This is a genomic window from Cupriavidus sp. H18C1 (assembly GCF_049311595.1).
Lineage (GTDB): Bacteria > Pseudomonadota > Gammaproteobacteria > Burkholderiales > Burkholderiaceae > Cupriavidus > Cupriavidus cauae.
The window spans coordinates 926949-951136 of the sequence record NZ_CP186009.1 but is presented as its reverse complement, the minus strand read 5'-3'; the positions used below and the strand labels follow the sequence as shown (position 1 = coordinate 951136).

Annotated in this window: 21 protein-coding genes and 3 pseudogenes; 15 read left to right on the top strand and 9 right to left on the bottom strand. The window is 67.9% G+C overall.

Translation table 11 applies throughout. The annotated features are described in order from the left end of the window. The first annotated feature begins 60 nt into the window (after nt 1-60). A pseudogene (locus tag OJJOAM_RS20145) lies at nt 61-2870 on the top strand (molybdopterin-dependent oxidoreductase). Between the two features lie 49 nt (nt 2871-2919). Here the strand turns inward: OJJOAM_RS20145 and OJJOAM_RS20140 are convergent. Both OJJOAM_RS20140 and OJJOAM_RS20135 read right to left on the bottom strand, forming a co-directional pair. Then, nucleotides 2920-4137 (bottom strand): type II toxin-antitoxin system HipA family toxin, encoded by a 1218-nt coding sequence (locus tag OJJOAM_RS20140; protein ID WP_422650986.1) that lies wholly within the window; start codon nt 4135-4137, stop codon nt 2920-2922. A 50-nt stretch (nt 4138-4187) separates the two neighbouring features. Beyond that, nucleotides 4188-4442, bottom strand: coding sequence for a helix-turn-helix domain-containing protein (locus OJJOAM_RS20135; protein ID WP_422650882.1), 255 nt, complete (start codon nt 4440-4442; stop codon nt 4188-4190). Nucleotides 4443-4704: 262 nt separating this feature from the next. On the opposite strand from OJJOAM_RS20135, the gene OJJOAM_RS20130 reads away from it, so the two are divergent. The 9 genes from OJJOAM_RS20130 (at nt 4705) to OJJOAM_RS20090 (ending at nt 14034) form a co-directional block, all read left to right on the top strand. Continuing rightward, nucleotides 4705-5541, top strand: coding sequence for an IclR family transcriptional regulator (locus OJJOAM_RS20130; RefSeq protein ID WP_422650881.1), 837 nt, complete (start codon nt 4705-4707; stop codon nt 5539-5541). 75 nt (nt 5542-5616) lie between these two features. Beyond that, nucleotides 5617-6669 (top strand): cyclase family protein, encoded by a 1053-nt coding sequence (locus OJJOAM_RS20125; protein ID WP_422650880.1) that lies wholly within the window; start codon nt 5617-5619, stop codon nt 6667-6669. Between the two features lie 95 nt (nt 6670-6764). Next, nucleotides 6765-7988: an ABC transporter substrate-binding protein gene (locus OJJOAM_RS20120; RefSeq protein ID WP_422650985.1), complete on the top strand. Its 1224-nt coding sequence runs from the start codon at nt 6765-6767 to the stop codon at nt 7986-7988. Between the two features lies 1 nt (nt 7989). Next, nucleotides 7990-9144, top strand: a complete 1155-nt coding sequence (locus OJJOAM_RS20115; RefSeq protein ID WP_422650879.1) for a thiolase family protein — start codon at nt 7990-7992, stop codon at nt 9142-9144. Beyond that, nucleotides 9144-9530, top strand: a complete 387-nt coding sequence (locus tag OJJOAM_RS20110) for a Zn-ribbon domain-containing OB-fold protein (RefSeq protein ID WP_422650878.1) — start codon at nt 9144-9146, stop codon at nt 9528-9530. The genes OJJOAM_RS20115 and OJJOAM_RS20110 overlap by 1 nt, the downstream gene beginning before the upstream one ends. A 129-nt stretch (nt 9531-9659) precedes the next feature. Beyond that, nucleotides 9660-10697, top strand: coding sequence for a tripartite tricarboxylate transporter substrate binding protein (locus OJJOAM_RS20105; protein ID WP_422650877.1), 1038 nt, complete (start codon nt 9660-9662; stop codon nt 10695-10697). Nucleotides 10698-10789: 92 nt separating this feature from the next. After that, nucleotides 10790-12886, top strand: a complete 2097-nt coding sequence (locus OJJOAM_RS20100; protein WP_422650876.1) for an acetate--CoA ligase family protein — start codon at nt 10790-10792, stop codon at nt 12884-12886. A 115-nt stretch (nt 12887-13001) separates the two neighbouring features. Then, a complete protein-coding gene (locus OJJOAM_RS20095) occupies nt 13002-13472 on the top strand; it encodes a MarR family winged helix-turn-helix transcriptional regulator (RefSeq protein WP_422650875.1) in 471 nt (156 codons plus the stop codon). Between the two features lie 136 nt (nt 13473-13608). Beyond that, nucleotides 13609-14034, top strand: a complete 426-nt coding sequence (locus OJJOAM_RS20090; protein WP_149316340.1) for an organic hydroperoxide resistance protein — start codon at nt 13609-13611, stop codon at nt 14032-14034. A gap of 35 nt (nt 14035-14069) precedes the next feature. On the opposite strand, the gene OJJOAM_RS20085 is transcribed toward OJJOAM_RS20090, so the two are convergent. Continuing rightward, the gene (locus tag OJJOAM_RS20085; protein ID WP_422650874.1) at nt 14070-14333 is read right to left on the bottom strand and encodes a hypothetical protein; all 264 of its coding nucleotides are present in this window, start codon (nt 14331-14333) and stop codon (nt 14070-14072) included. Between the two features lie 172 nt (nt 14334-14505). On the opposite strand from OJJOAM_RS20085, the gene OJJOAM_RS20080 reads away from it, so the two are divergent. Beyond that, a complete protein-coding gene (locus tag OJJOAM_RS20080) occupies nt 14506-15264 on the top strand; it encodes an AraC family transcriptional regulator (protein WP_422650873.1) in 759 nt (252 codons plus the stop codon). Here the strand turns inward: OJJOAM_RS20080 and OJJOAM_RS20075 are convergent. Then, nucleotides 15247-16206 carry a DMT family transporter gene (locus OJJOAM_RS20075; RefSeq protein ID WP_422650872.1) on the bottom strand — a complete coding sequence of 320 codons (960 nt, stop codon included), beginning with the start codon at nt 16204-16206 and terminating at the stop codon, nt 15247-15249. The two genes, OJJOAM_RS20080 and OJJOAM_RS20075, sit on opposite strands and share 18 nt — an antisense overlap. 103 nt (nt 16207-16309) lie before the next feature. Then, nucleotides 16310-17137, bottom strand: a complete 828-nt coding sequence (locus OJJOAM_RS20070; RefSeq protein ID WP_422650871.1) for an AraC family transcriptional regulator — start codon at nt 17135-17137, stop codon at nt 16310-16312. Nucleotides 17138-17263: 126 nt separating this feature from the next. On the opposite strand from OJJOAM_RS20070, the gene OJJOAM_RS20065 reads away from it, so the two are divergent. After that, nucleotides 17264-18160 (top strand): LysR family transcriptional regulator, encoded by an 897-nt coding sequence (locus OJJOAM_RS20065; protein ID WP_422650870.1) that lies wholly within the window; start codon nt 17264-17266, stop codon nt 18158-18160. A gap of 15 nt (nt 18161-18175) precedes the next feature. Here OJJOAM_RS20065 and OJJOAM_RS20060 read toward each other — a convergent pair whose 3' ends face one another. From OJJOAM_RS20060 to OJJOAM_RS20050, 3 genes and pseudogenes are all read right to left on the bottom strand, one after another. After that, nucleotides 18176-18910 (bottom strand): aldolase, encoded by a 735-nt coding sequence (locus tag OJJOAM_RS20060; protein ID WP_422650869.1) that lies wholly within the window; start codon nt 18908-18910, stop codon nt 18176-18178. 59 nt (nt 18911-18969) lie between these two features. Next, nucleotides 18970-19989 (bottom strand): Bug family tripartite tricarboxylate transporter substrate binding protein, encoded by a 1020-nt coding sequence (locus OJJOAM_RS20055; RefSeq protein WP_422650868.1) that lies wholly within the window; start codon nt 19987-19989, stop codon nt 18970-18972. Between the two features lie 129 nt (nt 19990-20118). Further along, a pseudogene (locus OJJOAM_RS20050) lies at nt 20119-21015 on the bottom strand (LysR family transcriptional regulator). Between the two features lie 205 nt (nt 21016-21220). Between OJJOAM_RS20050 and OJJOAM_RS20045 the strand changes: the two are divergent. After that, entirely contained in the window at nt 21221-21838 is a 618-nt protein-coding gene (locus OJJOAM_RS20045) for a nitroreductase family protein (protein WP_422650867.1), read from the top strand. 10 nt (nt 21839-21848) lie between these two features. Beyond that, nucleotides 21849-22792: pseudogene (locus OJJOAM_RS20040) on the top strand (EamA family transporter). 5 nt (nt 22793-22797) lie between these two features. On the opposite strand, the gene OJJOAM_RS20035 reads toward OJJOAM_RS20040, so the two are convergent. Further along, on the bottom strand, nt 22798-22968 hold the full coding sequence (locus OJJOAM_RS20035) for a hypothetical protein (RefSeq protein WP_006576660.1): 171 nt from the start codon (nt 22966-22968) through the stop codon (nt 22798-22800). A gap of 241 nt (nt 22969-23209) precedes the next feature. Here OJJOAM_RS20035 and OJJOAM_RS20030 point away from each other — a divergent pair, with 241 nt between their 5' ends. Continuing rightward, nucleotides 23210-24100 carry a DUF72 domain-containing protein gene (locus tag OJJOAM_RS20030; protein WP_422650866.1) on the top strand — a complete coding sequence of 297 codons (891 nt, stop codon included), beginning with the start codon at nt 23210-23212 and terminating at the stop codon, nt 24098-24100. Nucleotides 24101-24188 lie beyond the last annotated feature (88 nt).

Genomic DNA, 24188 nt, shown 5'->3' with positions numbered 1-24188 from the left:
GCCAGCAAGGGGCAAGGTGTGAAACTCTCCGATATTCCAGTCGCCATCGCCGCAGTCGCGATCGCGGAAGACGCCGCCGCGCCATCCACGCCGGTAGCCAGCGTGCAGACGACCTGCCCCTACTGCGGCGTCGGTTGCGGCGTGCGCGCGCAGCGGCACGCCGACGGTACCGTCGAGGTTGCCGGCGATCCCTCGCATCCCGCCAATGCGGGACGCCTTGCGTCAAGGGCTCGGCGCTGGCCGAAACCGTCGACCTGAACGAGCGCCTGCTGCATCCGCAATTGCGCGCGGCCGACGGCAAGCTGCGGCGCGCGTCGTGGGACGAGGCGCTCGAGCGCGCGGCCTCGGGCCTGCGCGAAATCATCGCGCGCCACGGTCCCGAGTCGGTCGCCCTCTATGTTTCCGGGCAGCTGCTGACCGAGGACTACTACGTCGCCAACAAGCTGATGAAGGGCTTCATCGGCACGGCCAATATCGATACCAACTCGCGGCTGTGCATGTCGTCGGCGGTGGCCGGCCACAAGCGCGCGTTCGGCGAGGACATCGTGCCGGGCTGCTACGAGGACTTGGAGCTGGCCGATCTGGTGGTGCTGGTCGGCTCGAATACCGCGTGGTGCCATCCGATCCTGTTCCAGCGGCTGGCCAGGGCCAAGGCCGAACGCCCGCAGATGAAGCTGGTGGTGATCGACCCGCGCCGCACCGCGACCTGCGATCTGGCCGACCTGCACCTGCCGGTCCGGCCCGGCACCGACGTCTGGCTGTTCAACGGCCTGCTGCATCATCTGCACCGGGAAGGCGCCATCGATGCGCAGTTCGTGCAGGCGCATACCGATGGGGAAGACGCGCTGGCGGCAGCCCTGCAAGCTGCGGCGGGCGAGGCCGATCCGGCCGCCGTCGCCCGCGCCTGCAAGGTCGATCCCACCGATCTGCTGACCTTCTACCAATGGTTCGCCGAGACCCCACGTACGGTTACCGCGTACTCGCAGGGCGTCAATCAATCGTCGGCTGGCACCGACAAGGTCAACAGCATCATCAATTGCCACCTGCTGACCGGCCGCATCGGCAAGCCCGGCATGGGCCCGTTCTCGCTGACCGGCCAGCCGAACGCGATGGGCGGACGCGAGGTAGGTGGCCTGGCCAATATGCTGGCCGCCCATCTGGAGCTGACCGAGCCGCGCCATCGCGAACTGGTGCAGACCTTCTGGGATGCGCCGGCCATCGCGGACCGTCCCGGGCTGAAGGCCGTCGAGCTGTTCGAGGCCATCGAACAGGGCCGCATCAAGGCGGTGTGGGTGATGGCCACCAATCCGGTGGTCAGCCTGCCCGACGCCGACCAGGCCCGCCGCGCGCTGCAGCGCTGCGAACTGGTGATCGCGTCGGACATCGTCACCCGCACCGATACCAACGACAGCGCGCACGTCCTGCTGCCGGCGCTGGGCTGGGGCGAAAAGGACGGCACGGTAACCAACTCCGAGCGGCGCATCTCGCGCCAGCGCGCCTTCCTTCCCGCGCCCGGCGAGGCGCGCCCCGACTGGTGGATCGTCTGCCAGGTGGCGCGCCGGATGGGATTTGCCGGCTTCGACTATGGTTCGCCGGGCGAAATTTTCGACGAGCATGCGCGGCTGTCGGCTTACCGCAATGACAGCAATGACAGCGACGAAAGCAACGACAGCGACGAAAGCAACGAGAACGGCCATGCCCGCAGGGAAGATACGGTCCCGCGCGCCTTCGACATCGGCGGCCTGGCCGGCCTGGACGCCCGCGGCTACGACACGCTGCAACCGGTGCAATGGCCGGTGCGCGCCAGCGGCAATGGCAATGGCACGACACGGCTGTTCGCCGACGGCGGCTTCTCGCATCCGGACCGGCGCGCGCGCTTCGTCGCCACCGCGCCGCGCAAGCCGGTGCACGCGACCGACGACGACTATCCGCTGATCCTGAACACCGGCCGCGTGCGCGACCAATGGCACACGATGACCCGCACCGGCAAGTCGGCGCGCCTGGCCGAGCATCTGCCCGAACCCTTCGTCGACATGCATCCGCAGGACGCGCTGCTGTGCGGCGTCGGCGAAGGCCGTCTCGCGCGGGTGTCGACGCGCTGGGGCGCGATGGTGGTGCGCGTGCGCCACGGCGGCGGCATCCCGCGCGGCAGCGTATTTGTGCCGATCCACTGGAACGGCCAGTTCAGTTCCGACGCGCGCGTCGGCGCGCTGGTCAATCCGGTGGTCGATCCGGTGTCCGGCGAGCCCGAGTTCAAGCACACGCCGGTCCGCATCGATCCCTTTCCAGTCTCGTGGCACGGCTTCGCGCTGGCGCGCGACCCGCTGGACTGCGGCGCGCTGACCTGGTGGACGCGCGTGACAGGACGGCAGTTCCAGCGCTATGAGTTCGCCGGCCGTGAGTCGGTCGCCGATCGCGCTGCGTGGGCGCGGCAGCTGCTTGGCGCGGCGGACCCGGAGGCCGACTGGATCGAGTACGAAGACCGTTCCGCCGGCGTCTACCACGCCGCCCTGGTCGTCGACGACCGGCTCCAGGCCTGCGTCTACGTCTCGACGCGGCCCGACCTGCCGGCCCGGGCCTGGCTCGGCAGCCTGTTCGCCAAGGGCGAGCTGGATGACGACGACCGCATCGGCCTGCTGATCGGCCAGGCCGCCCAGCCCGGTGTCGATGCCGGCCCGACGGTCTGCTCGTGCTTCGGCGTCGGCCGCAATACCATCTGCGACGCGATCCGCGAACACGGCCTGCGCAGCGCGGCCGAGATCACCGCCTGCGTCAAGGCCGGCGGCAACTGCGGATCGTGCGTGCCCGAACTGAACGCCCTGCTGGTCGCGACGAAGGTGGATCGGGACGAGCCGGTGTTTGCGGGTTAGTTCGCAACGGGAGCGGCCCGCTGATCCGCCGTATCTGCAGGCTCCCGATTCAAATCGATTCCGGGGGCGAGCCGGACAGATGGTTGATGGCTGCCTGCTGATAGACGTGGTCAGGCGCCATTGCAAGACGACCACCGTCCCATTCCTTGCGCAGGGCCTTCAACAGTTTGGGGTCGATTCCGGGGAAATCGGCCTGCAGCGTGTCGCTCATTGCATCGCCGATGCGCTCCAGGGCCTGCTCTGGATTGGCGACTCCACACACGTTCCTGCCAAAATCGAGCAGCGTCTTGCGGTCCGGATAGCGCCTCGATTTCGCGAGCTTGAGTGCCAGCTCGCGGTCGGTCAGCTCCACACCGTACCGATTCTGGTACTTGTACACGGTGGTCGTTACCACGTCGTAAAGCGGTGAAAGCTCCGGCGCGCTCGTGTGAGGGTCCCGATAGAGCAGCCCGAAGTTCTTCAGGTGTGCATCGCCATTGCGCACCATCACGGTCAAGGCGAGATAGTCGAAGAACCGCCTGCAGCTGTCCGGCGCGTTCGGCCCGCAATAGGCATTGATCACCTTCGCGATATGTTCGTACGCGCCGAGGTATTTCTCTTCGGCGGTCTTGTTCATTAGCACGGCCATGTCCTCGAAGCCGAGCTGCCGCTCCTCCGCCATATCGAAGCGCCCCATCACGAACAGCTCGCCGCTCTGGGACAGCCAGAACTGAGGCACCGAGATGCCGGCCCGCCGAGCTGCCTCCATGCACAAGAACTCGTTCTGCGCCAGATACGGATAGCCTTCGCCGCTGGCCTTGACTATCAGGTCGGGGGCAATCAACGTCGCGCGCTCGACCAGCCCCGTACTGTCCTTGTCCGCGTCCGGAATCATGACCTTGGGCTGAATTCCGCTAATGCCGGATTGCAGATAGGTGTCGACGAGATACTCGAACAAGTCGGTCGACGCGTCGGTCTCCAGGACTGTGGAGAGGCCCACCGTCGACGCCTTGGAACGCTTGACCCCGGTACCCGGTACCTCGTAGCGCAGGCGTCCAATCTGGTTCTCGCCGGTCAGCGCGAGCAGGCGCATATCGTCGAGCTGCATGAGCTTTCCAAAGCGATGTCGAATGCGATCGAGCAAATAGCCCTCGGGCCGGTTCATCGCAAAGATCGGATGCAAGACGGTGCTGCCGTAGCTTTCGGCGCGAATGGGCATGCCCAGTGCAACCTCGCATGCGCGCTCCGTCGCCGTGTAATTGAAGACATAACGGGACTCCTTGTCGATCGTGCCCGAAATCCCTTGAGGGGGTGGTGACCTGCAGGCGTTTCAGCTTGTCATTCATCGTCGTCCAACATGGCTCGCAACGCCTCGGCCGTGGGACGCGCATCTGCGATGGCGATCCCTTTACCCAAATAGACCAGGGCGTTGAACATCACGTGCATACCTACGTTCCCACCCCTTTCCAATTCAGCGATCGTCTGACGGCGCACCTGCAACGCGGCGGCCATCTCCGCTTGGGTCGTGCCGACCGCCCTACGTGTGCTTCGGATCAGCTGACCAAGCTCTTGTGGGGTGTGCGCAGTTTGCATGATGTCAAAAATACCGAACCTTCGTTGTTTGATTATAGGCAAATGTACAAAAAAACGAACATCAGGGACGGTTTTCTGTAAGCATGGCTTCGTGTTGGAACTCTGTTCCCGACAACGCCAGTCGGCAACGAACGAACGACATGCCCGCAAGTTTCATCCGGCGAAACTTTGACGCGCCGCAAAATGACGCAGCCCTCCAGCCGCCCTATAACGGCATCTGCGGTTTCATTCCGCAAAATGATCAGAACAGGGAGACGGCCGGATGACGACGCAGGGATCGTCGCTGCGCAAGGCTTGCCAGCTGCTACGGGCGCTGTCGGATCCGCGTAATACGCGGCTGACCGACCTGGCGCAGGCGTCGGGCGTCGACAAGGCGTCGGCGCTGCGGCTGCTCGACACGCTGGCGGCCGAGGGACTGGTTTCGCGCGACCCCGCCACCAAGGCCTTCAGCCCAGGCCCCGAATGGCTGGTGCTGCGGGCTGCCGCGCTGCGGCGCCTCGACATGCGCCCGCTCGCCCGCCCCGCGCTGATCCGCCTGGCTTGCTCGTTCGAGGACACCGCGATCCTGTCGGTACCGAGCGGCTGGGAATCGGTCTGCACCGAACTGCGCTTCGGCAATTTCCCGATCCGCGCCAACTATCTCGATATCGGCAGCCGCCGCCCGCTCGGCGTGGGCGCCGGCAGCCTCGCGTTGCTGGCCGCCCTTCCCGACGATGAAATCGATGCGGTGCTGCGCTGCGTGGCGCCGGCGCTCAAGCGCTATCCGCGGCTGAGCACGGCCGCGCTGCTGCGCCATGTCGAAGCGACGCGCGAACGCGGCTATGCGGTGCTGCTCGATGTGGTGGTCGAGCGCATGGGCGGCATCGCGATCGCCCTGCCGGGCCCGGACGGCTATCCGCTCGGCGCGCTCAGCATCGCCGCGTTGAACGAGCGCATCACCGAACGGGAGGCCGCGATGGCCAGGGCGCTGCGGCGCGAGGCCGACGGCATCGTTGCCAATCTGGGCGCCATCGAGGCGTCGCTGCCCGACCGCTGGCCCCATCGCGGCGCCGCGGCACGCACCGGCGGCGCCACGCTGTCAGCAGCCGATACGCCGTAGCAAAAAAACTGCGCGGCACACACCCCCTGCACGACCCTCAACAAGAAAAGGACCACGGCTATGGAGACATCAGGCATGCGCTGGAAACAACGTCCGCAGGGCTCCACCTGGGGCGACTTCGGGCCCGACGACCAGATCGGGCGGCTCAATCTGATCGGCGCCGAGCAGGTACGCAAGGCCGCGCAGGAGGTCCAGGCGGGTCTGAGCTTCTGCCTGTCGCTGCCGCTCGACTATCCCGGCGGCAACAAGCTCAATCCGCGCCGCCATCCGCCGGTGCTGCGCCCGACCTTCCGCGACGACCTGCCCTACGTCAATTTCCCGCTGGCCAAGGTCGACCCCGAGGCCACCGACGTGATCAGCGACGACCAGGTCCTGCTGTCGCTGCAGTACTCGACGCAATGGGATTCGCTGGCCCACGTCGGCGCGCTGTTCGATGCCGACGGCGACGGCCGCCCCGAGCGGGTCTACTACAACGGCTATCGCGCCAACGAGCACATCGTCGGTCCGGTCGACTACGCCGACGACGATCATTTCGCCGCGCACGGCTGCAATCACGAACACAGCGAGGCGCGCGCGCTCGGCATCGAGAACTTCGCCGTCAAGGGCATGCAGGGCCGCGGCGTGCTGGTCGATCTGGCGCACTGCTACGGCACCGACTTCCGCGATATCGGCTACGACGAGCTGATGCGGGCGATGGAGGCGGACCGGGTCGAGGTCGAGCGCGGCGACATGCTGCTGCTGCGCACCGGCTTCGCCGAGGTGGTGCTGTCGATGCGGCGCGAGCCCGACGAGAATGTGCTGCACCACAGCTGCAGCGCGCTGAACGGACGCGACGACAAGCTGCTGCAGTGGATCACCGACGCCGGCATCGCCGCGCTGATCGCCGACAACTACGCGGTGGAGCGCTATCCGGCGCAGCCCGCCAGCGGTCCGGGCCCGCATCCGCTGCTGCCGCTGCACCACCACTGCCTGTTCAAGCTTGGCCTGCCGCTGGGCGAGCTCTGGTATCTGCGCGACCTGGCGCAATGGCTGCGCGAGCACGGCCGCACCCGCTTCATGCTGACGGCGCCGCCGCTGCGCCTGCCCGGGGCGGTCGGTTCGCCCACCACGCCGATCGCCACCGTCTGAGCGGCGACAACAACGATCCGGAGGAGACCCACGATATGAAGCCATTTCCCGCACGCCGGCGCATTGCCGGCCTTGTTTCGCGCGCGCTCGCCGGCATGCTGGGCGCATGCGCGCTGTCGCTCGGCGCCGCGTACGCCCAGGCCCAGACACAGGCGCAGGCCCAGACAAAGGCCACTCTCTCCGACGATCTGGTCAAGGTCGGCCTGATCCTCGACATGAGCGGCCTCTATGCCGATGTGACGGGCCGCGGCAGCGCCACCGCCGCGCAGATGGCGATCGACGACTTCGGCGGCAAGGTGCTCGGCCGCAAGATCGAACTGGTGGTCGCCGATCATCAGAACAAGGCCGACATCGCCGCCAACAAGGCGCGCGAATGGTTCGACACCGACCGGGTCGACGCGATCCTCGATGTCGCGGCGTCGGCGCCCGCGCTTGCCGTGCTCGAAGTCGCCAAGCAGAAGAACCGCATCGTGGTGTTCTCCGGCCCGGGTACCGAGCGTCTGACCAACGACCTGTGCACGCCGATCTCGGTGCACTACGCCTACGACACCTATGCGCTGGCCAATACCACCGCCCGTGCGATGGTCCAGCGCGGCGGCAAGACCTGGTATTTCCTGACGGCGGACTACGCGTTCGGGCACACGCTGCAGGACTCGGCCACCGCCGTGGTCACCGAGGCCGGCGGCAAGGTGCTCGGCGCCGCGCGCCATCCGATCGGCGCCAGCGACTTCGCCTCGTACCTGCTGCAGGCGCAGGCCAGCAAGGCGCAGGTCGTGGGCCTGGCCAATGCGGGCGGCGACTCCGTCAACGCGATCAAGGCCGCGCACGAGTTCGGCCTGACGCGCGACAACAAGCAGAAGCTGGCCGGCCTGTTGCTCTATATCAACGACATCCACGCGATCGGCCTGAAGACCGCCGCGGGGCTGGTGCTGACCGAGGCCTTCTATTGGGACATGAACGACGCTACCCGTAAATGGTCGCGCCGCTATTTCGACAAGCTCAAGAAGATGCCCAACATGAGCCAGGCCGGCGTCTATTCGTCGGTGATGCACTACCTGAAGGCCGTGCAGGCGGCCGGCACCGACGAGACGGCCGCGGTGATGAAGCAGATGAAGGCGATGCCGATCCAGGACTTCTTCACCGCCAATGGCCGTATCCGCGAGGACGGACGCATGGTGCACGACATGTACCTGTTCGAGGTGAAGACGCCGGCCGAATCGAAGTATCCATGGGACTACTACAAGGTCCTCGCCACAGTGCCCGGCGACCAGGCGTTCATCCCGCCGTCGAAGTCGAAGTGCCCGTTGCTGAAGCGCTGACATGAACGACTCCCTTCAACGCGGCGCCTGGTTGCGCGGCGCCGGCAATACGCGCTTCGGCAGGCTCGCGGGCAGCACGCCGCTGACGCTGATGGCGCAGGCCGCCGATGCCGCGCTGGACGAGGCGGAGTTGTCGCGCGCCGAGATCGACGGCGTGCTGTGCGGCTACGCGACCACGCTGCCGCATCTGATGCTGGCCGACCGCTTCTGCGAATACGCGTCGCTCCAACCCGCCTATGCGCACGGCATGGCCGCCGGCGGTGCCACCGGCGGGGCGATGGCGATGCTGGCGCGCGAACTGGTGCGTGCCGGCCGCTGCCGCCATGTGCTGGTGGTGGCGGGCGAGAACCGCCTGAGCGGCCAGAGCCGCGACCAGTCGGTGCAGACGCTGGCCCAGGTCGGCGAGCCGCAGATCGAAGTGCCCAACGGCGCCTCGGTGCCGGCGTACTACGCGCTGCTGGCCTCGCGCTATCTGATGGAGACCGGCCTGCCACGCGACGCGCTGGCGGATTTCGCGGTGCTGATGCGCAAGCATGCGGGCGCCCACCCCGACGCACATCTGCGCGAGCCGTTGACCGCGGCCGCCGCGTGCGCCGCCAAGGCGGTAGCGACGCCGCTGCTGCTGTCGGACTGCTGCCCGATCTCCGATGGCGCGGTGGCGCTGGTGGTGTCGGCGGAGCCGGGGCCGGGCCGGGCGGTACGCATTGCCGGCGCGGGACAGGCGCATCGCCATCAGCATCTGTGCGCGATCGACAGCGTGATGACGACCGGCGCCGGCGAAGCGGCCACGCGGGCGCTTGGCGAGGCCGGCATCGGGGTCGATGGCCTCGACTATCTGGCGATCTATGACTCGTTCACCATCACGCTGCTGATGCTGCTCGAGGAAATCGGCGTGGCGCCGCGCGGCGGCGCGCATGCGCGGCTGCTGGCCGGCGACTTCGATGTCGATGGCGCGCTGCCGCTCAATACCCATGGCGGCCTGCTCGCGTTCGGCCATTCCGGCGTCGCGGGCGGCCTGATGCATCTGGCCGAGGCGACGCGGCAGCTTGCCGGACGTGCCGGCGAGCGCCAGATCGGTCCGCGTCGCCGCGCGCTGTTCCATGCCGATGGCGGCGTGCTGTCGTCCCATGTCAGCCTGGTGCTGGAGGCCCTGTGATGGCGATCTCAGCCGAATCCGCCCTGCCCGAAGGGCTTCATCCCTATGCCGAAGGCCTGGAAGCGGGCCGCGTTCGCTACCAGTCGTGCGGCGACTGTGGCGCGGCGCAATCGCTGGAGCGCCATGCCTGCCAGCGCTGCGGCAGCGTCCGGCTCGCCTGGCGCGATGCCGCCGGTGTGGCCACCGTCTACGCCGTGACCGAGGTTGCGCGCGCGCCGGACGACAGCTTCCGCACGCTGGTCCCGTACACGCTGGTGCTGGCCACTCTCGACGAAGGGCCGCGCGTGATGGCCCATGCCGAGCCCGGCGTGGCGATCGGCGACCGTGTGCGCGCCGGGTTTTTCCGGCATGGCGAACGGATGCTGTTGCGATTCCAGCGCGAATAGTGAGCCGGAATATCGGGACGAAATAACGGGCTCGAATACCCGGCGGGAGTCGCGGCGGAAATTGCCGCGCCCCGGCGAGCCGGTACGGAAACACGGCCCAGGCACGACAACAACCAGATGGAGACACCTATGCAGCCGAATCAGCAGCATCGGCGGGCCGCGCTCGCCCGTCCGTTTTCCTCAGCCAGACGGGAAGCGTTGCGCGCCCTGCTGCCGGTGCTGGCGCTGGGCACGCTGTGCGCGGTATTGCCGCGGCCCGGCCAAGCGGAAACCTGGCCGGCAAAGCCGATCCGCATGGTCGTGCCCTACCCGCCCGGCGGTCCCACCGACATCGTCGCGCGCGTGGTCGGGCAGAAGCTCGGCGAGCGGCTCGGGCAACCGGTGGTGGTCGAGAACCGGCCGGGTGCGGGCGGCAATATCGGCGCGGAGGCCGCCGCCAAGGCCGCGCCCGACGGCTATACCCTGCTGGTCGCCACCACCGCGCATGCGATCAACATGACCCTGTTCCGCAAGCCGGGCTACGACACGCGCCGCGACTTCGCACCGGTCAGCCTGCTGACGCGCGGACCGCTGGTGCTGGTCACCGCGCCGTCGACGCCGGCGCGCAATGTCGCCGAGCTGATCGCGCTGGCCAAGGCAAAGCCGGATCAGGTGAGCTTCGCCAGTTCGGGCAATGGGCAGTCGACCCATCTGTCCGCCGAGCTGTTCAACGCGATGGCCGGCGTGCGCATGACCCACGTGCCGTACAAGGGGAGCGCGCCCGCCCTGACCGATGTGATCGGCGGCCAGGCCACCGTGATGTTCGACACCATGCTGTCGGCCATGCCGTTCGTGCGCGACGGCAAGCTCAAGGCCCTGGCCGTGACCAGCGCCAAACGCTCTCCAGCCGCGCCGGATGTGCCGACCATTGCCGAGGCGGGCCTGGCCGGCTATGAGGCCACCGCATGGAACGCGCTGCTGGCGCCGGCCGGCACGCCCGCTCCGGTGACCGACAAGTTGAGCCACGCGCTGCGCGCCGTGCTGGACGATGCCGAAGTCCGCTCGCGCTTCGCCACACAGGGCTTCGGCGCGGAATGGACCTCGCCCGACGCGACCGGCCGCTTCCTCGGCGCGGAGATCGACAAATGGGCCGGCGTGGTCAAGACCTCCGGCGCCACCATCGACTGACCTTGACTTGCATGGAACCAGTGCATTGAGCCGGTGCATTGAGCCGATGCATTGAACGACTTCATTGAACCGATCGACTACAGGACAACGACATGTCGGCTTCTCTCCCCCGCGGCCTGCAGGCCCTGCTGACGCCGCGCTCGATCGCGGTGATCGGCGCCTCGGACCATATCCACAAGATCGGCGGCCGGCCGATCCACTACATGCAGCAGCACGGCTACCGCGGCACGCTGTATCCGATCAACCCGCAGCGCGACACGATCCAGGGCCTGCGCAGCTACGCCTCGCTCGATGCGCTGCCGGAAGCGCCGGAGCTGGCCATCGTCGTGGTCGCCGGCGAGGCCGCCGTGCAGGCCGTCAGCGATTGCGCGCGGCTCGGCGTGGCGGCGGCCATCGTGATCGCCTCGGGCTTCGGCGAAGCGGGCGAGGAAGGCCGGCGCCAGCAGCAGAAGATGGTCGACATCGCGCGCGCGGGAAATCTGCACATGGTCGGCCCGAACAGCCAGGGCCTGGCCAATTTCGGCAGCGGCGCGATCGCCAGCTTCTCGACGATGTTCATCGAAGTGCCGCCGCAGGATGGGCCGGTCGCGGTGATCAGCCAGAGCGGCGGCATGGGCGCGATGGTCTACGGCCTGCTGCGCCACCAGGGCATCGGCGTGCGGCACATGCATGCGACCGGCAATCAGGCGGACGTCACGGTCAGCGACCTGGCGCTGGCCGTCGCGCACGATCACGACGTGCAGCTGATGCTGCTGTATCTGGAAACGCTGAACGATCCAGCCACGCTGGCGCAGGCGGCCGCGGTGGCGCGCGCACGCGGCGTGCCGATCGTCGCGGTCAAGGCCGGCCGCACCAGCGCGGGCCAGCGGGCGGCCGCCTCGCACACCGGCGCGCTCGCCAACGAGGACCGCGCCGTCGATGCCTTCCTCGCGCACCACGGCATCTGGCGCGTCGACGACGCCCATGCGCTGGCGCGCTGCGCACCGCTGTATCTGCGCGACTGGCAACCGAAGGGACGCGGCCTCGTCGTCGTCAGCAATTCGGGGGCGAGCTGCGTGATGGCGGCCGACGCCGCCGAAACGTGCGGACTGTCGATGGCGCCGCTGGCGGCGCAGACCCAGTCCGCGCTGGCCGAACGCCTGCCCGGCTTTGCCGCGACCGCCAATCCGGTCGACGTGACCGCCGCCCTGCTGACCAACAGCGCGCTGTTCGGCGATGTGCTGCCGGTGATCGCGGGCGACGCGGCGGCCGACATGGTGCTGCTCGATATTCCGGTGGCGGGCATGGGCTACGACATCGAACGCTTTGCCACCGATGCGGCGGCCTTTGCCGATACCAGCGGCAAGCCCATCGTGGTGGCGGCCTGGCAGCAGGGCGTGGTCGCCCCGTTCCGGCAGCGCGGCGTACCGGTCTATGCCAACGCCGGCGAGGCGCTGCCGGCGCTGAGCCAGTGGCGCGCGCACCGGCTGCGGCTGGCGGAGCTGTTCGCGCGTCCGCCGGCGCCGCCCGCGGCAGTTCCGCCCGATGTCTCGTCGCCCTCGGCGACGCTGAGCGAAGCGGCCAGCCTCGCACGCCTGGCCGAGGCCGGCGTTCCGGTCGTCGCGCATCGCCTGTGCCGCAGCGCCGATGAGGCGGTGTCGGCCTGGCGTGCGCTCGGCGGACCCGTCGCGGTCAAGGCCTGTGCGGCCGCGGTGCCCCACAAGAGCGAACACGGCCTGGTCGCGCTCGGCTGCAACGACGCCGATTCGATCGTCGCGGCATTCGAGCGGCAGATGGCCACGCTGGCCGGCATGGGCGTCGAGGCCGAGGGCGTCATCGTCGCGGCGATGGTGCGCGGCCAGCGCGAATGCATGATCGGCGCGCACTGGGATCCGGTGTTCGGCGCCGTGCTGGTGGTCGGCGACGGCGGCAAGTATGTCGAGGTGCTGCGCGACACCGCTGTGCTGCTGGCGACCTGCGACGAAGGCGATGTGGCCCGCGCGCTGCGGACGCTGCGCATCGCGCCGCTGCTGGCCGGCGTGCGCGGCGAAGCGGCCGTGGACATGGCGGCGCTGTGCCGCACCGGGGTGGCGGTCGGCAGGATGGTGCACGCCGCGAGCGGTGCGATCCGGTCGGTCGACCTGAACCCGGTGATGGCGAGCCCCGACGGCGTGGTGGTGGTCGATGCGTTGATGGAAGTGGCGGCTTGACGATGGAGGGCCGGGTATCCGCGAAAGATGCCCGGCCCTCCATCCTCGCCCTCCATCGGCATTCCCGCAATTAAATTTCTTGCTATTCAATCGCGCACGATCTATATTCTTCTCCATGAACGCCGCATCGAACTCCCGGATCGACCCTGCCACCGCGCTGCTGCTGGATCGGCAGTTCTGCTTCTCGGTCTATTCGGCCTCGCTGGCGCTGAACAAGCTGTACCGCAAGCTGCTGCGTCCGCTCGGCCTGACCTACCCGCAATACCTGGTGATGATGGTGTTGTGGGAGCAGGACGGACTGACGGTGTCGGAGATCGGTGCCCGGCTGAATCTGGATTCGGCCACGCTGACGCCGTTGCTCAAGCGCCTCGAGACGCAGGAGCTGGTGTCGCGGGCCCGCGCGGCGGCGGACGAACGGCAGGTCATCGTCAGCCTGACCAAGGCCGGCCGCGCGCTGAAGACGCAGGCCGGCAAGGTCCCGGAGTCGGTGTTGTGCGCGTCGGCGTGCAGCGTCGAGGAACTGACGAGCCTGAAGCGCAAGCTCGATAGCGTGACGGCGAAGATCGCCCGGAACGCGGCGGACTGAGCCGCAAGGGATGACGACGCCGTCTTGTCTTGACGTACTTATATAGTGCGCTATTCAATAGTGCGATATGTTTGAAGTGCAATTCAGAAGTACAACCCTGAAGTCGAACCCGGCCATCAACCCGAAGGAGCCAACCATGTCGATCGAAAAAGTCCTGTACCGTGCCCAAGCCCAAGCCACCGGTGGCCGTGACGGCCGTGCCGTCTCGTCCGACGGCGCGCTCGAGGTCAAGCTCAGCACGCCGCGCGAACTGGGCGGTGCCGGCGGTCCCGGCACCAACCCCGAGCAGCTGTTCGCCGCGGGCTACTCCGCCTGTTTCCTCGGGGCCCTGAAGTTCGTCGCCGGCCGCGAAAAGGTCGCCCTGCCCGCCGAGACCACGATCACCGGCAACGTCGGTATCGGCCAGATCCCGACCGGCTTCGGCATCGAGGTCGAACTGCAGATCTCGATTCCGGGCGTGGCGCGCGAAACCGCGCAGGCGCTGGTCGACAAGGCCCACGTCGTCTGCCCGTATTCGAACGCGACGCGCGGCAACATCGACGTGCGCCTGACGCTGGTCTGATCCGGACCACGCCGGCACGAGGCCGTGGCGAGCGCTCAGGCGCCGCCGCGGCCTTGTGCAATCAGCTCGCGCAGTTGCGGATCGCGCGGCTCGAGCACGTCGAACAGACCCAAGGCCGTCAGCGCCGGAATCAGCGCGATCAGGTCCTCTCTCGCCGCGGCACGGCTCTCGCCGGACTGCGCGGGATCGGACAGCACGCGCCAGCTGGCGAGGAACGCCCCGACACTGCCTTTGCGTACGGTGATGCCGTTGGCCTGTACGGCATCGACATGGTCCGGGAGCATGGTTTCGGGCTTCATGCGCGTGCTCCGTGGGTTTCGGCGAACGGTCGGGATGGCGTGGCAGGTGTCATCGAATGGCTTCCTGGGTACCCGATAACGGGCGATGGACGTAGTGTAGGTAGCGCCCCACTTGCCCGCTAACGCTAGAATGCCAGTCGATAATGCAATCGGGCCAACCATTCGATCGATCGTGTCGCTGAAGCACATCCGCCGGCTGTCGCACGCCGGCATCCGCGAGCGCCGTCCGCACCGTCATGACGATGGACAGCTCTTCACGATCCGGACGGGCGTGGTGGCCATCGAGGCCGACGGCGGCCGATGGGTGATGCCGACGGGCTGCATCGCGTGGATTCCGCCCGGCATCGTGCATGGCGCGAGCGTGCAGGGCGGCATGGTGGGTACCAGCCTGTATTTCGACGGCGCGTGGAGCCGTGCCGCGATGCCGGACACGGTCAAGATGGCCAGGCTGTCGCCGCTGCTCGATGCGCTGCTGGTCGCGCTGACGGGCGACGACGCGCCCACCGGCACGACGCTCGATCATTACCTCGCCGTGTTCGCCGATGCGTTCGCGCGCGAGCCGGCGCAGACGCTGTTCCTGCCGATGCCGCGCGAGCCGCGGCTGGTGCGGATGGCGACGCGGATGCTGGCCGCGCCAGACGACAACACCGATCTCGATGGCTGGGCCGCGCGCATCGGCATGAGCCGCCGCACGCTGACACGACGCTTCCAGGCCGAGACCGGATGGACCATCGGCCAGTGGCGGCAGCAGATGCGGCTGCTTGCGGCGATGGAGCGGCTCGCCGCCGGCCACAGCGTCACGGCGATCGCGCTCGATCTGGGCTATGCCAGCGTCAGCAGCTTTATCGCGGTGTTCCGCCGCTATCTCGGCACGACGCCGCGCGCGTATCTGCCCGCGAGCGACGCCGCGCGCTCACGATCGCTCCGCTAGCCCGCATGCGTGCTTGCGGGATGCATGCTTGCGGCATGCGGCCTTGCGCGGTCCGGCCGGATTGCGCTTGCCGACCAGCACCAGACTCAGCACGGCCACCACCACACAGCCGATGCCGACGAGCTGGCTCGTGCCGACCGGCTCGCCCAGCAGCAGAAAGGCCATTGCCACCGCCGATATCGGCGCCAGCGCGGTGAACAGCGATGCCTCGGTGCCGGTGGTGCGCGCGGAGCCCGCATACCACAGCACGAAGCCCGCCACGGTAGGCACCAGCGCGTAGTACAGCACCGCCGCCAGCGCCCCGCTCGGCAGTCCATGCCGCCATGGCGCCTCGAACAGCGCGGGAACGATCGATGCCGCCAGGCCGATCGCCGTCATCACGGTCGACAGGGCCAGCGGCTGCAGCGGCTGGCGCAGCCGCTTGTTCAGCAGGATGAACAGGCTCTCGCAGACCACCGCGCCCATGACCAGGGCGTTGCCAAGCCACGTCCCCCGGCCGCCGTCGGCGCCCTCTCCCGGCACCGCCACCACGAGCACGCCGGCCGTCGCCAGCCCGATGGCGAGCAGCAAGGCGACGCCCGGCCGCTCCTTCAGCACGACGATCGAAACCAGCGCCGACACCACGGGCAGCGTGCCGATGATCACGCCGGCGTCCGCGGCCGAGCTCATCCGCAGGCCGGAGATCAGCAAGGTGGTATAGCCGACGCTGCCGGCGACCGCCTGCACGACGAGCAACAGCCCGTCGCCACGGCCGATGGCCGGCAGGCGCGTGCCGGTCAGCTTCATCAGCAACAGGAAGCCGGGCAAGGCGATGGCAAAGCGCAGCGCCGTCGCAGTGAACGGCGGCAGCCCCGCGGCGATCACCTTGCTGGCAATGACGGTACTGCCGACCAGCACCATGGCCAGCGCCAGATAGAAATAACCTTCGGATTTGCCGGACATGGCCGCCTCCGCATCGTTGGATGCCTAAGGCTAGGCCGCGACGTGGCGGGCGTCTTGAACGAAATTGCAGCGGCGCGGAAACCCGTCCTTCGGACGGCGCCCGTCAGCGCAGGGACCGTCCGGTGGCGACGGCGGCATAGGCGCTGGGCGACAGGCCGTATTTCTTCACGAAGATGCGCGTCATATGGCTCTGATCGGCAAACCCGCTGCCGATCGCCGCATTGGCCAGCGGCTCGCCGCGTGCGATCAGCCGACGCGCGAGGTCGATCCGCCGCTGCACCAGGTAGGCATGCGGCGTCAGTCCGGTGGCCCGGGTAAAGGCGCGCAGCACCTGGAAGCGGCTCAGCCCGCTGGCATGGGCCAGGTCGTCCAGCGTCACCGGCACCGAGGGATCATCGTCGATGCGCGCCAGCGCATGCGCAATCGCCGCCGGGGTGCCGTCGCCGTCCCGCAGGCCGTGGCGGCAATCCATCGTGCGGGCGACCAGCATCAGCAGCAGGCTGTCGCGACGCAAGGCCGCGTCCGGGGCGTTGCCGCCGGTCATCGCATCGAACAATTGCGTGAAGACCGCAGTCGACGCACGATCGCTCAGCACCGGCAGCACGAATTCCCCGAGCTGCGCGGCCCCTTCGCTCACATCGTGACAGACCGGCGCCACCACCTCGGGATCGAAATACAGGATGCGCCACGACCGCCCCGCCTCGTCCAGCGGCATGCCGTCGTGCACCTCGCCGGGATTGACCGTGATGATGTCGCCGGCGACCGCCTGCACCTCGCCACGGCCGCTGGCCGAGCGCTGCGCGCCCCGCTCGACCACGCCGATGCCGAACTGTTCGTGCGTATGGCGGGCGAAACGGTGCCGTGAGCTGGCCTGGACGGCGAGCACACCGGGCAATGCGCAAGGGAGGAGCTGGAACTGGCCGGCAGGCATGGGATCGGTGGGAAACGGTATTGGAACCATAGCACGCGACCCGATGGACAGCGCCGGTTGAATCGATTCCAATGCAGACGCCACTGAGCACGTGCTTCGTCCGATACTGTCCAGCGCCCTCCTTCGATGCAAGACAAAGACCGCCTGCTTCGCACCTTTCTCGCCGTCGCGCGCGCCGGCTCACTGCGCGCCGCCTCGACTTCCCTGGGCATCACGCAGGCCGCCGTCAGCAAGCAGGTCGCCGCTCTGGAAGCGTTCCTCGGGGCGCCACTGTTCGACCGGCACGGGCGCGGCATGCGGCCGACGCCGCTGGGAGAACGCCTGGTCGGCGATATCGATCAGGGATTCGGCATGGTGGACAGCGCGCTGGACGTCGCGCGGCAGACCTCGGCCGGCGGCTATGGGCGTGTGACCATCGCCACCGTCAATACGCTGGCGGCCTATCTGATGCCGGAGGTGGTCGCCTCACTGCGCGCCGCCCATCCGCGCATCACGCTCGGCGTGTTCAATGCCAGCTCGCCCGATGTGGTGGAACGGGTCGAGCGCGGGCTCGCCGATATCGGGCTGGTCTACGATCTCGCGGTCGATACCGATGCGGTGGCGCTGCGGCGGCTGTGCATCGAGCAGATCGCCGCCTATAGCCGCGAGCCGGGCGCGCCGACGCCGGGAACGCTGAGCGTCGCCGCGCTGGCGCAGCGGCCGCTGATCGTGCCGCCGCGGCCGTACGCGCTGCGGCGCGTGATCGAACGGGAATTGCCCGCGCCGCTGTCGATCGCCGTGGAGAGCAATTCGGTCAGCATGTCGCTCGACCTGGCGATGCAGGGCGTCGGCACCACGATCCTGCCGCGCGATCTGCCCGACATCGCCATTACGGCGCGCGGACTGCATCGGCTTGCCATCGAAGGAGCCAATCTGCATCGCCATGTGGTGCTGATCCACCGCAGCGGCACGACCCCGAGCCAGGCGGTCAGTCGCGCCATCCGCGCGATCGAAGCAGCCGCGTCGCGCATCGCGACGCGATAGCGCGCGGCCCGTGTATCAACGGCGCAGCGTCGTCTTCGCCTGGCGTGCCCAGTAGGCAAAGGTCGCGTTGACGATCGCCGGCTGCAGCAGGAAATCGTGCGCCTCGCGCGCGGCCGCAGGATCGACCGGCTGCAACGGTCCGACAGCCAGCGCGTCCAGGCACATGCGTGCATTGCGCTCGGCGAACACGTTCAGATAGACCGCCTCCTGCAGCGTCGCACCGGTACAGACCGCGCCGTGATTGACCAGGAAGGCGGTGCGTCGCCCCGCCAGCGCGCCCGAGATCAGTTCGCCTTCGTCGTCGCCGGTCGGCACGCCGGGCCAGTGCGCCAGGAAACCGCAATCGTCATGGAACATCGCCGCATCCATATGCGCGACCGGCATCGGGATGCCAAGCATCGACAGCGCCGACAACGCCGGCGGATGGGTATGCACGATGGCCTTGACCTGCGGATGATGGCGATAGATCCAGCTGTGGAAGCGCACGCCGGGATTGGCCCGGCCCTTGCCCTGCAGCGTGTTCAGCTCCGCATCGACCAACAGCACATTGGCGGCGCTGGCCTCTTCCATGCCCGTGCCGAGCGCAAGCGTGACCATGCCGCCGGAGTCGGGATCGCGCATCGTGATCTGCCCGGCCAGCCCCGCGGCATGGCCCTGGGCGGCAAGGATCAGGCAGGCATCGACGAAGGTATCGAGATCGGCGCCGGCGTTGGCGCCAGGGACGGCATCGAGCAACAGGGTCTTGGTCATGGCAGGGAGCGAGAGGGGGGTCGACGTAGGGTTCGGCGGTGGGCGGGTGCGGCGGCGGCTCAGTTCTCGAGCCGGATATTGCGTTCGCGGATCAGCGTGCGGCGGGCCTCGAGGTCCTGCCGGATCAGCGCCGCGAAGGCGGTGCTGCCGCTGGCGAAGGGCTCGAAGCCGCTGCCTCGCACGCGCGCCAGCAGGTCGCGGTCGGCCAGCACCGTCTGCAGCGCCTGCGCAATGCGCTCGGCCACCGGCGTCGGCAGCCCCGCCGGTCCCACCACCCCGACCCACGGGGCGAATTCGAAGCCCTTCAGGCCGGCCTCCTCGAAGGTCGGCACGGACGGCAGCAAGGGACTGCGCTGGCGCGTCGACACCGCGATCGGCTTGACGCGGCCCGTCTTCGCATACTGGCTGCCCAGATTGGTGTCGATGAAGGTCAGATGCACGTGGCCGGCCACTACATCGGCCAGCGCGGGCGCGCCGCCGCGATAGGGCAGATGCGCAACGATCGCGCCCGACTGTTGCTTGTAGGCCTCGAAGGCCAGATGCGGCGGGCTGCCGACGCCCGCCGACGCATAGCTCAATGCCGACGGATGCGCCTTGCTGTAACGCGTCAATTCGTCGGACGTCGCGACGTTCAGCGAGGGATGCGCCACCATCACCAGCGGGATGCGCGCAACGGTGCCGAGGTAACTGAAATCCTTGAGAACGTCGTAGGCAATCTTCTTCTGCAGCACCGGATTGACGGTCAGCGCGCCTTCGTCGAGCAGGGCCAGCGTGTAGCCATCCGCAGGGGCGCGTGCCACGGCCTCCGCCGCAATCATCGCGCCGGCGCCGGGCCGGTTCTCCACCACCACCGGCTGCCGCAGCGTCGCGCCGAGGCGCTCGGCCAGCATGCGGGCGATGGTGTCCACCGCGCCGCCGGCGGCTTGCCCCAGCAGCAGGCGGATCGGGCGTTCCGGGTAGCCGGCGCTGGATGACGATGATGACGATGATGTCGATGCGGACTGCGCGATCGCCAGCGGCGTGGCAACGGTCAGCGCCAGGCAGGCGCAAAGCCGGCGCAGGGAGGGAAGACGGATCATGGGGCGCAGCCTTTTATGGTGTGGTCTGACGGGACGAAGCCAGTCTAGGACGGCTTGCCCACGCCCCGCGGCATGGCTGCCTTGAACGCAGGTTAAGGCTCGGAGGCGCGATGCGGCAGTCCCGAGCGTTCAGGCCAGGGTCTCGATCAGGAAATCGACGAAGGCGCGCACCTTCGAATTGAGATACCGCCGCGACGGATAGACGGCATAGACATGCGTCTCGACGGTGGACCATTCGTCCAATACGGTCACGAGCCGCCCGTGCTCGATGTCGTCGCGCACATAGACCAGCGGAATCAGGCTGATGCCGAAGCCCGCCAGCAGCGCCTCGCGCACCGCGAGACTCGACGTGACCTTGTAGCGGCCATCGATCGGCACGTCGACCTGGACATCGCCCTGCGCGCCATGCTTTCGAAAGCTCCATAGCCTGGCGTGGCCCGACAAGCTGAATTGCACGCATTCGTGCTAGCGCAAGGCTTCGGGTGAATCGGGCACGCCATGCCGCGAAAAATACGCCGGCGCGCCGCACAGCACGTGCGTCATCGACATCAGCTTGCGCGCAACCAAGCTCGAATCCTCCAGCTTGTCGCTGCCGCGTATTGCAACGTCGAAGCCCTCCTTGACGAGATCGACGCGGCGATCATCCAGGCGCAGATCCAGCGACAGCTGCGGATAGCGGCACAGGAACTGCGGGATCGCATCGGCCAGCTGCGTCAGCGTCAGCGACATCGGCGCACTGACGCGCAGCGTGCCAGTGGGCTCGCTCTGCATCGGGCCCAGCGCGCGATCGGCCTCGTCGAGGTCGTCGAGAATTTGCGCAATCTGCGTGTAGTACTGCTGGCCGGCCTCGGTCAGGCTGAGCCGCCGCGTGGTGCGGTTCAGCAGCCGCGTGGACAGATGCGCCTCAAGCTCGCCAATGTTCTTGCTTACCGCCGCCGGCGACAGGCAAAGCCGCCGCGCCGCCGCGGCAAAGCTGTTGCGCTCGACGACTTCCCGAAATACGCGCAGCGCCGTCAAATGGTCCACGGTGAATTGATCCGATTATTCACTGCCGGTAAAGATTGTGGTGAGCATATCGCATATTTCAACGCGCGAGGATGGCGATTAATCTTGGACCGTGAATAAACGGCCGTCTAAATCGGCCATTGGGCTAATGCCAACGCCAACGCCAACGCCAACGCCAACGCCAACGCCACGGCATTCAACGACACCATTCAGAGCTGGAACGACCATGAGCCATCCCATCATCGACGCCATCGAGCAACGCATCTCCGCCAATTTCTTCGATGCCTCCCGTCCGCTGTCCGACGCGCAAATCGAAGCGCTGACCGCGCTGGCCACTCGCGCGCCCACCGCCTACAACCTGCAGAACTGGCGCTTTATCGCGGTCCGGACCGCCGAAGCCAAGGCGCGCCTGCGCGCGGTCGCCTGGAACCAGCCCAAGGTCACCGATGCGGCGGTTGTCTTTATCGTCTGCGGCGTGCTGGCCGATCCCGCCACGCTGGCGCAGCGCCTTCAGCCTTCGGTCGAAGCCGGATTGATGCCCGCCGGCATGGTACAGACCTGGGTCGATGCGGCGCGCGGCCAATATCTGGAGCAGCCGCAGAGCCGGCGCGACGAAGCGATCCGCACCGCCTCGCTGGGCGCCGCCACCCTGATGCTGGCCGCGCACGGCATGGGCCTGGCAACCGGTCCGATGACCGGCTTCGATCCGCAGGGCGTGGCACGGGAATTCGCGCTGCGGCCCGACGAGGTGCCGGCCATCCTGGTGGCGGTCGGCCAGGCGGCGCCGGGCAACTGGCCGCAAAAGCCGCGCCGCCCGCTGGCCGAAGTACTCGATTTCGCCTGAGGCACGCATCGTGAACCGCGCCACCGACCTGCTGCTGACCAGCCTTGCCCCGGCGATCTGGGGCAGCACCTATGTCGTCACGACGGGCCTGCTGCCCGCCGGCTATCCGCTGACGGTGGCGATGCTGCGCGCGCTGCCGGCCGGCCTGCTGCTGTTGCTGTGGGTCCGCCAATTGCCGCAGCACGGCTGGTGGCTGCGCGTATTCGTGCTCGGCGCGCTGAATTTCTCGGTGTTCCAGGCGATGCTGTTTGTCGCCGCCTACCGCCTGCCGGGCGGCGTGGCGGCGACGTTGGGCGCCGTGCAGCCGCTGATCGTGATCCTCTTTTCCCGGCTGCTGCTCGGCAACGCGATCCGGCCGGTGGCCGTGGTCGCCGCGATCGGCGGCATGCTCGGCGTGGCGCTGCTGGTGCTGACGCCCAAGGCCGCGCTCGACACCACCGGCGTGGCCGCCGGCCTGCTGGGCGCCGCGTCGATGGCGCTCGGTACGGTGCTGACGCGGCGCTGGCAACCGCCGGTATCCGCGCTGACCTTCACCGCATGGCAACTGGTGGCGGGCGGCATTCTGCTGCTACCGGTCGCGCTCTGGTACGAACCCCCCGCTGGGCCCCCCTGACACAGGCCAATGTGCTGGGCTTTCTCTATCTGGGATTGATCGGCACCGCGCTGACCTATGTGCTGTGGTTTCGCGGCATCGCGCGGCTGGGCCCACCGGTGGTGGCGTCGCTGGGCTTTCTGAGCCCGCTCAGTGCGGTACTGCTGGGATGGGGCTTGCTGGATCAGTGGCTCAGCGCGCCGCAATTGGCGGGCATGGCGCTGGTGCTGGCCAGCATGTGGTTGAGCCAACGCGGGGCGGCGGGCCCGACGAAGGCATCAGCGATGGAGCAGGCGGCCTCCTCGGCCTCTTCACGCTCGTCGCCCTCATCGGCCTCCAGCCCCGAATCGCCGCGCGCTTGATGCCGTTATGACGGATCCTTGGTCCGTGTGCGCGACACCGCGCCCATAATGCCAAGGCCGAGCACGATCACACAGGCGATGGCGACGTAGGTCTCCGGCACGCCGGCCGTGATCAGGCCCCAGGCGATGCCGCCGACGAGGATCAGCAGTCCAATCAGGAATAGTGCAAACGACATAACCAGCTCCTGGCAATTGCCGCGATCGGCTGCGGCTTAAGTGCAATGTAGGGGCCATGCCGCGTGGCAGGGATCGGTCGGCAGCGGAGACTGGCGTAGGCCGGTTCCTACGCGCGCGGTGGATGTCGCGGCACCTGAAATTTGCCGGCGCTCGCGTATGATCGTCCATATCGATCATTCGTCGCCCAGCGAAGCCATCGCCACGACGCAAGGCGAATGGGCCCCTCGCCGGCGTAATCCGATGACTATTCGAATCGGCATCTCGGGGTGGCGCTACGAGGGCTGGCGTGGCGTCTTCTATCCGAAGGGACTGGCCCAGGCGCGCGAACTCGAATTCGCCGCGCGCGCCGTCGATACGATCGAGATCAACGGCTCGCACTATTCGCTGCAGACCATCGGCAGCTACCGCGCCTGGTACGAGGCGACGCCATCGGACTTCGTCTTCGCCGTCAAGGGGCCGCGCTATCTGACCCACATGCTGCGTTTCCGCGACGAAAAGGCACGGCCCGCCATGGCGAATTTCTTTGCCTCCGGGGTGCTGGCATTGCAGGAAAAGCTGGGGCCCTTCCTGTGGCAATTCCCGCCGAATTTCAGCTTCAAGCCGGACCGGCTGGAACGCTTCCTCGCGATGCTGCCTCGCACCACCGATGAAGCAAGGAAATTGGCCAGCCAGCACGATGGCCGCGTCAAGCAGCCCTGGTTCGAGCCGACACGAAAACGGCGCCTGCGCCACGCTATCGAAATCCGCCATGCCAGCTTCTGCACGCCGGAATTTCCCGCGCTGCTGCGCAAGCATCGCGTCGCGCTGGTGGTCTCCGATGCGGTTGCCGACTGGCCCTACGTCGAGGACGTGACCGCGGATTTCGTCTATCTGCGGCTGCACGGGACCGAGACCTTGTATGGCGGGTCCTATTCGGACCCCGCGCTCGACCGCTGGGCCGAGCGCTTGCGCGCATGGGGCGCCGGCGGCGAGCCGCACGACGCCAGACGCATTTCCCGGATCAAGGCACGCAAGGCGGCACGGCGCGATGTGTACTGCTATTTCGATAACGACCAGAAGGTCAAGGCGCCATTCGATGCGCAACGGCTGATGGAGCGGATTTCACCCGATCGGCATCGCACAGAAAGCTAGTTGGCGGCTTCGTTGGCGGCTTGGTTGGCCGCCTCGTTGGCCGCCTCGTTGGCGGCCCCGTTGATGGCGTCGTTGTTGGCCTGGTTGT

Coding starts and splice junctions, on each gene's coding strand:
- OJJOAM_RS20135 (WP_422650882.1), bottom strand. CDS start 4,442: ATGCAAACTGCGCACACCCCACAAGAGCTTGGTCAGCTGATCCGAAGC.
- OJJOAM_RS20130 (WP_422650881.1), top strand. CDS start 4,705: ATGACGACGCAGGGATCGTCGCTGCGCAAGGCTTGCCAGCTGCTACGG.
- OJJOAM_RS20125 (WP_422650880.1), top strand. CDS start 5,617: ATGCGCTGGAAACAACGTCCGCAGGGCTCCACCTGGGGCGACTTCGGG.
- OJJOAM_RS20120 (WP_422650985.1), top strand. CDS start 6,765: ATGCTGGGCGCATGCGCGCTGTCGCTCGGCGCCGCGTACGCCCAGGCC.
- OJJOAM_RS20115 (WP_422650879.1), top strand. CDS start 7,990: ATGAACGACTCCCTTCAACGCGGCGCCTGGTTGCGCGGCGCCGGCAAT.
- OJJOAM_RS20110 (WP_422650878.1), top strand. CDS start 9,144: ATGGCGATCTCAGCCGAATCCGCCCTGCCCGAAGGGCTTCATCCCTAT.
- OJJOAM_RS20105 (WP_422650877.1), top strand. CDS start 9,660: ATGCAGCCGAATCAGCAGCATCGGCGGGCCGCGCTCGCCCGTCCGTTT.
- OJJOAM_RS20100 (WP_422650876.1), top strand. CDS start 10,790: ATGTCGGCTTCTCTCCCCCGCGGCCTGCAGGCCCTGCTGACGCCGCGC.
- OJJOAM_RS20095 (WP_422650875.1), top strand. CDS start 13,002: ATGAACGCCGCATCGAACTCCCGGATCGACCCTGCCACCGCGCTGCTG.
- OJJOAM_RS20090 (WP_149316340.1), top strand. CDS start 13,609: ATGTCGATCGAAAAAGTCCTGTACCGTGCCCAAGCCCAAGCCACCGGT.
- OJJOAM_RS20085 (WP_422650874.1), bottom strand. CDS start 14,333: ATGAAGCCCGAAACCATGCTCCCGGACCATGTCGATGCCGTACAGGCC.
- OJJOAM_RS20075 (WP_422650872.1), bottom strand. CDS start 16,206: ATGTCCGGCAAATCCGAAGGTTATTTCTATCTGGCGCTGGCCATGGTG.
- OJJOAM_RS20070 (WP_422650871.1), bottom strand. CDS start 17,137: ATGCCTGCCGGCCAGTTCCAGCTCCTCCCTTGCGCATTGCCCGGTGTG.
- OJJOAM_RS20065 (WP_422650870.1), top strand. CDS start 17,264: ATGCAAGACAAAGACCGCCTGCTTCGCACCTTTCTCGCCGTCGCGCGC.
- OJJOAM_RS20060 (WP_422650869.1), bottom strand. CDS start 18,910: ATGACCAAGACCCTGTTGCTCGATGCCGTCCCTGGCGCCAACGCCGGC.
- OJJOAM_RS20055 (WP_422650868.1), bottom strand. CDS start 19,989: ATGATCCGTCTTCCCTCCCTGCGCCGGCTTTGCGCCTGCCTGGCGCTG.
- OJJOAM_RS20045 (WP_422650867.1), top strand. CDS start 21,221: ATGAGCCATCCCATCATCGACGCCATCGAGCAACGCATCTCCGCCAAT.
- OJJOAM_RS20035 (WP_006576660.1), bottom strand. CDS start 22,968: ATGTCGTTTGCACTATTCCTGATTGGACTGCTGATCCTCGTCGGCGGC.
- OJJOAM_RS20030 (WP_422650866.1), top strand. CDS start 23,210: ATGACTATTCGAATCGGCATCTCGGGGTGGCGCTACGAGGGCTGGCGT.